Annotated in this window: 6 protein-coding genes; 1 reads left to right on the forward strand and 5 read right to left on the reverse strand. The window is 43.2% G+C overall.

Annotation, left to right across the window (positions count from 1 at the left end; all coding sequences use genetic code 11):
* Positions 1–21 precede the first annotated feature (21 nt).
* On the reverse strand, positions 22–2553 hold the full coding sequence (gene mutS / locus BVE84_RS01285) for a DNA mismatch repair protein MutS (RefSeq protein ID WP_076995268.1): 2532 nt from the start codon (positions 2551–2553) through the stop codon (positions 22–24).
* 10 nt (positions 2554–2563) lie between these two features.
* Positions 2564–3001, reverse strand: a complete 438-nt coding sequence (gene argR / locus BVE84_RS01290) for an arginine repressor (protein ID WP_076995269.1) — start codon at positions 2999–3001, stop codon at positions 2564–2566.
* A gap of 111 nt (positions 3002–3112) precedes the next feature.
* Between argR and argS the strand changes: the two genes are divergently transcribed.
* Positions 3113–4801 (forward strand): arginine--tRNA ligase, encoded by a 1689-nt coding sequence (gene argS, locus BVE84_RS01295; RefSeq protein ID WP_076995270.1) that lies wholly within the window; start codon positions 3113–3115, stop codon positions 4799–4801.
* A 38-nt stretch (positions 4802–4839) separates the two neighbouring features.
* On the opposite strand, the gene BVE84_RS01300 is transcribed toward argS, so the two are convergent.
* The 3 genes from BVE84_RS01300 to BVE84_RS10815 form a co-directional block, all read right to left on the reverse strand.
* Entirely contained in the window at positions 4840–5367 is a 528-nt protein-coding gene (locus tag BVE84_RS01300; protein WP_076995271.1) for an ABC transporter permease, read from the reverse strand.
* Positions 5368–5470: 103 nt separating this feature from the next.
* The gene (malQ, locus tag BVE84_RS01305) at positions 5471–6991 is read right to left on the reverse strand and encodes a 4-alpha-glucanotransferase (RefSeq protein WP_076995272.1); all 1521 of its coding nucleotides are present in this window, start codon (positions 6989–6991) and stop codon (positions 5471–5473) included.
* 510 nt (positions 6992–7501) lie between these two features.
* Positions 7502–7678: a hypothetical protein gene (locus BVE84_RS10815; RefSeq protein ID WP_158071993.1), complete on the reverse strand. Its 177-nt coding sequence runs from the start codon at positions 7676–7678 to the stop codon at positions 7502–7504.
* Between the last annotated feature and the right edge of the window lie 363 nt (positions 7679–8041).

Genomic DNA, 8041 nt, shown 5'->3' on the forward strand with positions numbered 1-8041 from the left:
ATTCTTTCTTACTCCTCTTTTTTACAGTAGTGTTTTTAGCTCTGCTAAGGCATTCATAGCTTCAAGTGGTGTCATGCTATATACATCAAGTAGCGCTAAGCGCTCTAACGCTGGATGCTGCTCAGCAAAGAGATCCAGTTGCCCAAGCGGCTCTGCCTGCGATAGTTTTTCCACTTCCTGCGGTACTTGAACTTGATTTTCCAAGGATTTTAAAATGGTATCTGCCCTCTGCAACAATTCCTCTGGCATCCCAGCAATTTTTGCCACGTGAATTCCGTAAGATTTATCCGCTGGACCTGGTGCAATCTTATGCAGGAAGGTCACTTGACCATCATTTTCCAAGGTCGAAACATGGACATTTTCCAAGTGCTTTAAGGTTTCACTCAAATCTGTCAACTCATGGTAATGGGTCGCAAAAAGAGTCTTAGCACCAATGCGATCATGGATATATTCGATAATGGACTGAGCGAGAGCCATTCCATCATAGGTCGCGGTTCCACGCCCCAATTCATCAAAAAGAATCAGCGATTGCTCACTAGCCAAACGAACTGCCTTATTAGCCTCCATCATCTCTACCATGAAAGTAGACTGACCGCTGACCAAATCATCCGCAGCCCCAATCCGCGTGAAGATAGCATCAAAAATCGGCAAAGTAGCATGTTCGGCAGGAACATAGGAACCCATCTGTGCCATGATAACGATCATACCTAACTGGCGCATATAGGTGGACTTCCCACTCATATTTGGTCCTGTAATCAGTTGCATGTTGGTCGTTTCACCAAGGACTATCGAGTTGGGGATATAGGTCTGTTTGCCCATGACCTTCTCAACAACTGCATGGCGTCCCTGCTCAATGGTCAACTGACGACTATCGGTAAAATGTGGACATACATAGCGCTGTTTTTCTGCAACAACTGCAAAGGCTTGAAGGACATCAACCGTCGCAATGACTCGCGCCAAACGCTGCAAGCGACTGATATATTTTTCCACCTCTTGACGGATACGCATGAAAATTTCATACTCCAGATGAGCCGACTTATCACGCGCTTCAAGCATCTGCCCTTCAATCTTGGCTAGTTCCTCCGTACCGTAGCGTTCTGAATTTTTCAAGGTTGCCTTACGGAAAAAATGCTCTGGAACATTATTGCGATTTGCATTGGTCACATGGAAGTAGTAACCATCTTTTTTATTATAATCAATTTTTAGATTATTAATTCCCGAATTTTCCCGCTCCTTAGCCTCAATTTCAGCAATCCATCCTGTCCCTTCTCGCATGACCAAGCGGTATTGATCCAAAGTTGCATCAAAACCTGTTTTAATAATATCTCCGTCTGTAATCGCACCTTGAGCGGCTGGATCAATCGCTTCACTGATCAAGGTATGAAGTTCTGGAATCGTATCCAATCCTGCAATCAATGGTGCGAGGACAGATTCGTTCATCTGCTCTAAAATGGCCTTCATCGCAGGAACATTCTCCAGAGTCTGAACTAATTGTAACAAGTCTTTGGGCAAGGTTTTACCAAAAGAGACACGACTGGCTAAACGTTCAATATCATAGACACCTTTTAAGCTCTCAATCAAATCACTGCGCTCAAAGAAATGGTCCAAAAATACCTGCACAACACGTTGGCGGGATTCAATTTTGGTTCGATCAATTAAGGGACGATCAATCCAAGAACGTAACAAGCGTAAGCCCATCGCTGTCTTGGTCTCATCAAGGAGCCAATAGAGGCTGCCGTGCTTCTTACCTGTCCGAGCATTTTCCAATAAATCAAGGCTGGACTTAGTAGCATAGTCCATTTGCAGGTAATCCTTAATCTCATAATGTTGTACTTTTTGCAAATGTACCAAATCACGCAGCTGCGTCCGCAAGACGTAACTAAGTAGCTTTCCGGCAACACGTTTTTCTACTTCAATCAGGGACGGATCAATCAGCTCAATGTCATCTGCTACCGTCTCCTCATACGATAGGAGAAGATTCATCTGACTAGTCAGCACTTGCTCTTCCTCTTCTGGCAACTGGTAGCCAATGACCAGTTCACGCGCCCGCAAATTGCGAATCTCCCCGCACAAACTTGTAAAATCATCCAGACTCGTCACGAAAAACTGACCTGTTGCCACATCCATATAAGACAAAGCATAGGTTGCTCCCTGACGCTCAATAGCCACTAGAAAATTACTCTCCGAACCAATCTTCGACGAATCCACAACGGTTCCAGGTGTGATGATTTGCACCACTTCACGCTTGACAACACCGACAGCTGTCTTGGGGTCTTCTACTTGTTCTGCAACTGCGACCTTATGTCCCAAATCGACCAGAGTATCGATGTATTGCTGAGCCGCATGATAAGGTACTCCTGCCATTGGTATTGGATTTTCCGCATTGCGATTACGACTGGTCAAGGCCAACTCCAAAATCTGTGCTGCCTCAACCGCGTCATCATAAAATAATTCATAGAAGTCGCCCATACGAAAGAGTAAAAAAGCATCTGGATAATTGGCTTTAATATCCAGATACTGCTGCATACCAGGTGAAATTTTTTCTTTTGTCATCCCGCCCCTCTCAGTCTAAATAAGAGTTTATCTCTGCTTCAACCTGCTTGGCTGCCTCTTCATCACGACAGATGACGAGCAAGGTATCTGCACCTGCCAGGGTTCCTAAAATAGTCGCAGGCTTTTCAATATCAATAATATTAGCCATTAAGGCTGCCTCTCCCAGTTCTGAATGAAGCACCAAGATGAAACTAGCCCGCTCTACCTTATAGGCATATTGAGCCAATAGCTGACTAAAATCTGCTTCTTCACTCCTAGACAGGCTATAGTAAGAGCTGCCATTTTCATGCATTTTCACTAATCCCAATTCACGCAAGTCCCTTGACAAGGTCGTCTGAGTTACGGAAATACCATGTTGCTCAAGTCCTTGCTTGATTTCTGCCTGAGTGCGAATCTTTTCCTGACGAATCATGGTTTGAATTAACTGTTGTCGTTCTGCTTTATTCACTCATCTACCTCTAACTGTATGATAATGAGTATTATAACAAATTTTAGCCGTTTTCTCATGCGTAAAAGCAGAAATATGTTAAAATAGAATGAATAACTCTGGAGGTTTACTATGAATCAAAAAATGCTTGTTGCTGAAAAACTGGCAACTGCTATTTCTAGTCTCGATTTAGAAGCTATCTACACACTATTAGAAAAACCAAAATCATCTGAAATGGGGGACATTGCTTTCCCAGCTTTTTCATTAGCAAAGGTCGAACGAAAGGCTCCTCAAGCCATTGCAGCTGACATCGTTGAAACACTTGACTCGGAAGGTTTTGAAAAAATTGTTGCAACTGGACCTTACGTCAACTTTTTCCTAGATAAGGCTGCCATTTCACACGCAACCCTAACCCAAGTCATAAAAGAAAATGACCACTACGGTCAACAGCACCGTGGCAACGGGCAAAACGTCACGATTGATATGTCAAGCCCCAACATCGCCAAGCCCTTCTCTGTCGGTCACCTACGCTCCACCGTCATCGGAGATGCCCTTGCCAATATCTATGAAAAAATGGGATACAAGGCACTTCGGATTAACCACTTAGGTGACTGGGGCAAACAGTTTGGTCTCTTGATTGTCGCCTACAAATTATGGGGAGACAAGGCAGCTGTTGAGGCAAATCCAATCGCAGAGTTGCTCAAACTCTACGTGCGTATCAATGCTGAGGCAGATGAAAATCCTGAATTGGACGAAGAAGGCCGCAAATGGTTTAAAAAATTGGAAGACGGTGATGCAGAGGCCCTTGAACTCTGGCAATGGTTCCGCGATGAAAGTTTGGTTGAATTTAACCGTATTTATGACAAGCTAAACATCACCTTTGACTATATCCAAGGAGAAGCCTTCTATAATGATAAGATGGATAAGGGAATTGAGATGCTAAAGGAGAAAAACCTCCTACAAGAATCAAACGGTGCGATGATTGTCAACCTTGAAAACGACAACCTACCGCCAGCTCTCATCATGAAATCAGATGGTGCTACCCTCTACATCACGCGCGATATTGCAACAGCTCTTTACCGTAAGGAAAATTACAACTTTGCCAAAAGTATCTATGTCGTTGGTCAAGAGCAAGCCAATCACTTCAAACAACTGAAAGCTGTCCTCAAGAAAATGGGATATGACTGGAGCGATGACCTACTTCATATCGCCTTTGGTCTGGTGACAAAAGACAAGAAGAAATTATCTACCCGTAAAGGAAACATCATCCTCTTGGAACCGACCCTCGACGAAGCCGTTTCTCGTGCCTTATCCCAAATCGAAGCAAAGAATCCCGATTTAGAAAATAAGGAAGCTGTTGCAGAAGCAGTTGGAGTCGGTGCCGTCAAATTTTTCGACCTTAAAACAGACCGCGAAAATGGATATGACTTTGACTTAGAAGCTATGGTATCCTTTGAAGGCGAAACTGGTCCCTACGTCCAATACGCTTATGCACGGATTCAATCCATTCTTCGTAAGGCTAACTTTACACCTAAGGTTGACAATCAGTATCAGCTGACAGATGCCGAAAGCTGGGAGATTATCAAGCATCTCCAAAACTTCGCAACTGTCATCGAAAAAGCAGCCGATAAGTATGACCCATCCTTGATTGCCAAGTACGCAATCCAACTTGCCCAGTCGTTTAACAAGTACTATGCACATACCCGTATTCTCGACGAAAATCCAGAACGCGATAGTCGCCTAGCCCTAGCTTATACGACAGGCGTTGTCCTCAAAGAAGCCCTTCGTCTCCTCGGCGTGGAAGCTCCTGAAAAAATGTAAAACAAAACTCCTTGAACATTCAAGGAGTTTTCTGTTCGTTAAATATCAGTAGCTGTCTGCGCCACAGATGGTTTTTCTTTTGGTTTACGAAGCAAGAAGAAAACAGTCAAACCGAAGAAGAGGACAAAGAGAACGATACTAAAAATATAGGCTCCTAAAGCGGCTACCTCAGTAGCTTTACGGGATAGCTCATCTGTATATATGGCACTCAACCCTTTCGCACCAATATAGCCATAAGTAGAGGTGATTAAGGTCGTAAACAGATAACCAATATAAGTATAGGAAGCCGTTTCATTTTTCTTTTGGAATAGAAAAACAATGGTCGCAATAATCAGTACCAACTGGATGATTATCAAGGTCTTATTGATTCCATTTGTACTAAATTCCATACTTGCCTTGGCGGCATTCACCAGCTGATCTACATCGACCCCTTTAGCTTGGAAACTAGCGTAAGATGCTCGGATTGCCTCTTCATCAAATTTCCCAAAAAATGCTCCCCAAATTCCCATAAGGCTTGCAAGACCAGAAAGTGTAGCCAAAATATATAAATGAATTGGTTTTTTCATCACATAATCTCCTTTTTGTATGATTGTTTTGTTACAAACATTATACCCCTTTATTTTTGCCTTGTCAATCCCTAGGTGAGAAGAAAACTCGAAACTGCGCCTTTTATTGGTTGGTAATGGAGAATTGTCTCACATTTTGGCGACGGTAGGTCGTCGTCAATTCAAGTAAATTTGCCTCTACGTCTGGAGTTAATTGCTCTGCTGTCATACGCCAGGTCCAGTTCCCCCCCAAGGTATTTGGTAAATTCATTCGCGCTGAACCATCCAATCCCAGTAAATCCTGCATCGTTGCAACAGCCATAAAGGCAACTGAGCCAAACAGCATCCGAAGCATGGCATGGTTGATAGACTCATCAGGATGACGATTGCTGTACATATCTAAGTAGGCTTTCGCTTCGTCGCTCACTTCATTGTCATACCAACCACGAATCGTACTATTGTCATGCGTACCGGTATAGGCGACGACATTTCGACGGTGGTTATGCGGAATTTCAATGCTATCTCCATGGGGGTCAAAGGCAAATTGTAGGACTTTCATACCAGGGAAGCCTGTCGTGTCGCGTAGCTCCAGCACCTTATCGGTCACAGAACCTAGGTCCTCTGCAATGATGTTCAAATCACCCAAGGCTTCTTTAATAGCTGCAAATAATTCAAAACCAGGTGCTTCAACGCGGCGCCCATTGACAGCCGTTGTCTCGCCTGCTGGAATTTCCCAGAAAGAAGCAAAGCCAATGAAGTGATCAATCCTTACCATATCATACAGCTTGAAGCTCTCACGCAAGCGCGCAATCCACCAAGAAAAACCATCTTCCTTCATTGCTTCCCAGTCATAAATTGGATTCCCCCATAACTGACCAATCTCTGAAAAGGCATCTGGTGGGCAACCTGCCACGACGCTTGGACGCCCCTCTTCATCTGTTTTAAAAAATTGAGGATTGGCCCACATATCAGCCGAGTCTGCCGCAATATAAATCGGCATATCCCCAACAATCTCTATACCGCGGTCGTTGGCGTACGCTTTCAAAGCACCCCATTGGCGGAAGAAAAGATACTGGGTCACGCGGTGATAATCGATTCGATCGCCTAATTGTTCACGATAAGCGATTAGAGCTACCTCTTCTCGTCTGCGAATAGCACTATCTTCCCACTCTGTCCATGCTTTGAGGTCAAAATGCTCCTTAATCGCCATATAATCTGCAAAATTATCCAGCCAAGAAGCCTGCTCTTCTAAGAAAGTATAATAATCTGCTGGGAGGCCCTGTGCCTTCATGCGAGCAACAACTTTTTCTAAAACTGGACGGCGTCCATGGAAAACTTTCGCATAATCCACTTCTGTCGGGTTAGCGCCAAAATCAATTCCTTCTACCTCGTGAGCCTCTAGCCAACCCTCTTCTATCAATAAGTCAAAATCAATGAAATGGGTATTACCTGCAAAAGCCGAGAAAGACTGATAAGGAGAATCCCCATAACTCGTCGTTCCTAGCGGCAAAATCTGCCAATAGCGCTGCTTGGTTCTCACCAAAAAATCAATAAAGTCATAAGCAGACTGCCCGAAAGTTCCAATCCCATATTTTCCTGGCAACGAGGAGACATGGAGCAGTACCCCACTTTGTCTTTCTTTCATATTACTAAACTCCTTTAAATAGTATAGCTACTGTTTGTTTATATAGTCTTTTAGTTTACTTTTAGTACTATGCAACGAGCTGCAGGCTACTTCAACAGTCTATCCCTAGACTGTTTGACACGAGTTGCACTCGTTTTATTTCCGAGCTTTTAGCCCGTGTTCAATTCACCGAGACTCTTGGCGAAGTATCCTTTTGATTTGTTTCGGCTTTCGTCAATGACAGCTGTGGCTACCTTTAGGTATAAACTAAATGACTATACTCGTCAAAAATCAACCTCTGATGTCCTGACACAAGATACAAAGGGCGTATCAAAAGCGAATGAAAATTAGGAATCTTGACGAAGAATCCTTGATTCTAGGAAAGATTATCTATTTTCCGAGCTTTTAGCCCGTGTTCAATTAGCTAAGATACAAAGCCCGGAAAAAACTCAAAGCGAAAATAGGAAATCTGACGAAGAGTTGTTAGACTCTAGGAAGATTTGTCTTTTTCGCACAGAGTTTAGGGCGTGTTCAATTCGTCAAGATACAAGAGCGTTTGACACGAGTTTCACTCGTTCTATTTCCAACCTTCAACAATCTATCCCTAGACTGTTTGACACGAGTTTCACTCGTTTTATTTCCCACCTTCAACAGTCTATTCCTAGACTGTTTGACACGAGTTTCACTCGTTTTATTTCCCACCTTCAACAGTCTATTCCTAGACTGTTGAAGCGAGCAAAGCAAAAATAGGAGTTTTAACGAGTGGAAAGCTCCGGTGAAGGTTTTCAGCCCGCTCCTTTCCAACTTGAATAGTCTTCCACTATTTCAACTACCCTCAGTTTTCCTGGTGATTCAGATATTGATGTTGATAGAGTAATAATCGCAAACGTTTGCTTGTTTACATTATATAATGATAACGCTAACAAATCAAGACCTATCCGAAATGATATACTCCCCTTATAGTGGACAGTGAAAAAACAAAAATTCACTAGAAACTATAAGGGGAGTTTTCGTATGTCAAAAAGAAGTCCAAAGTCGGTAGAAGAAAAACTTGACGTTGTGATGCTTTAT

This window comes from Streptococcus azizii, from assembly GCF_001984715.1.
Lineage (GTDB): Bacteria > Bacillota > Bacilli > Lactobacillales > Streptococcaceae > Streptococcus > Streptococcus azizii.

Coding starts and splice junctions, on each gene's coding strand:
- mutS (WP_076995268.1), bottom strand. CDS start 2,553: ATGACAAAAGAAAAAATTTCACCTGGTATGCAGCAGTATCTGGATATT.
- argS (WP_076995270.1), top strand. CDS start 3,113: ATGAATCAAAAAATGCTTGTTGCTGAAAAACTGGCAACTGCTATTTCT.
- BVE84_RS01300 (WP_076995271.1), bottom strand. CDS start 5,367: ATGAAAAAACCAATTCATTTATATATTTTGGCTACACTTTCTGGTCTT.
- malQ (WP_076995272.1), bottom strand. CDS start 6,991: ATGAAAGAAAGACAAAGTGGGGTACTGCTCCATGTCTCCTCGTTGCCA.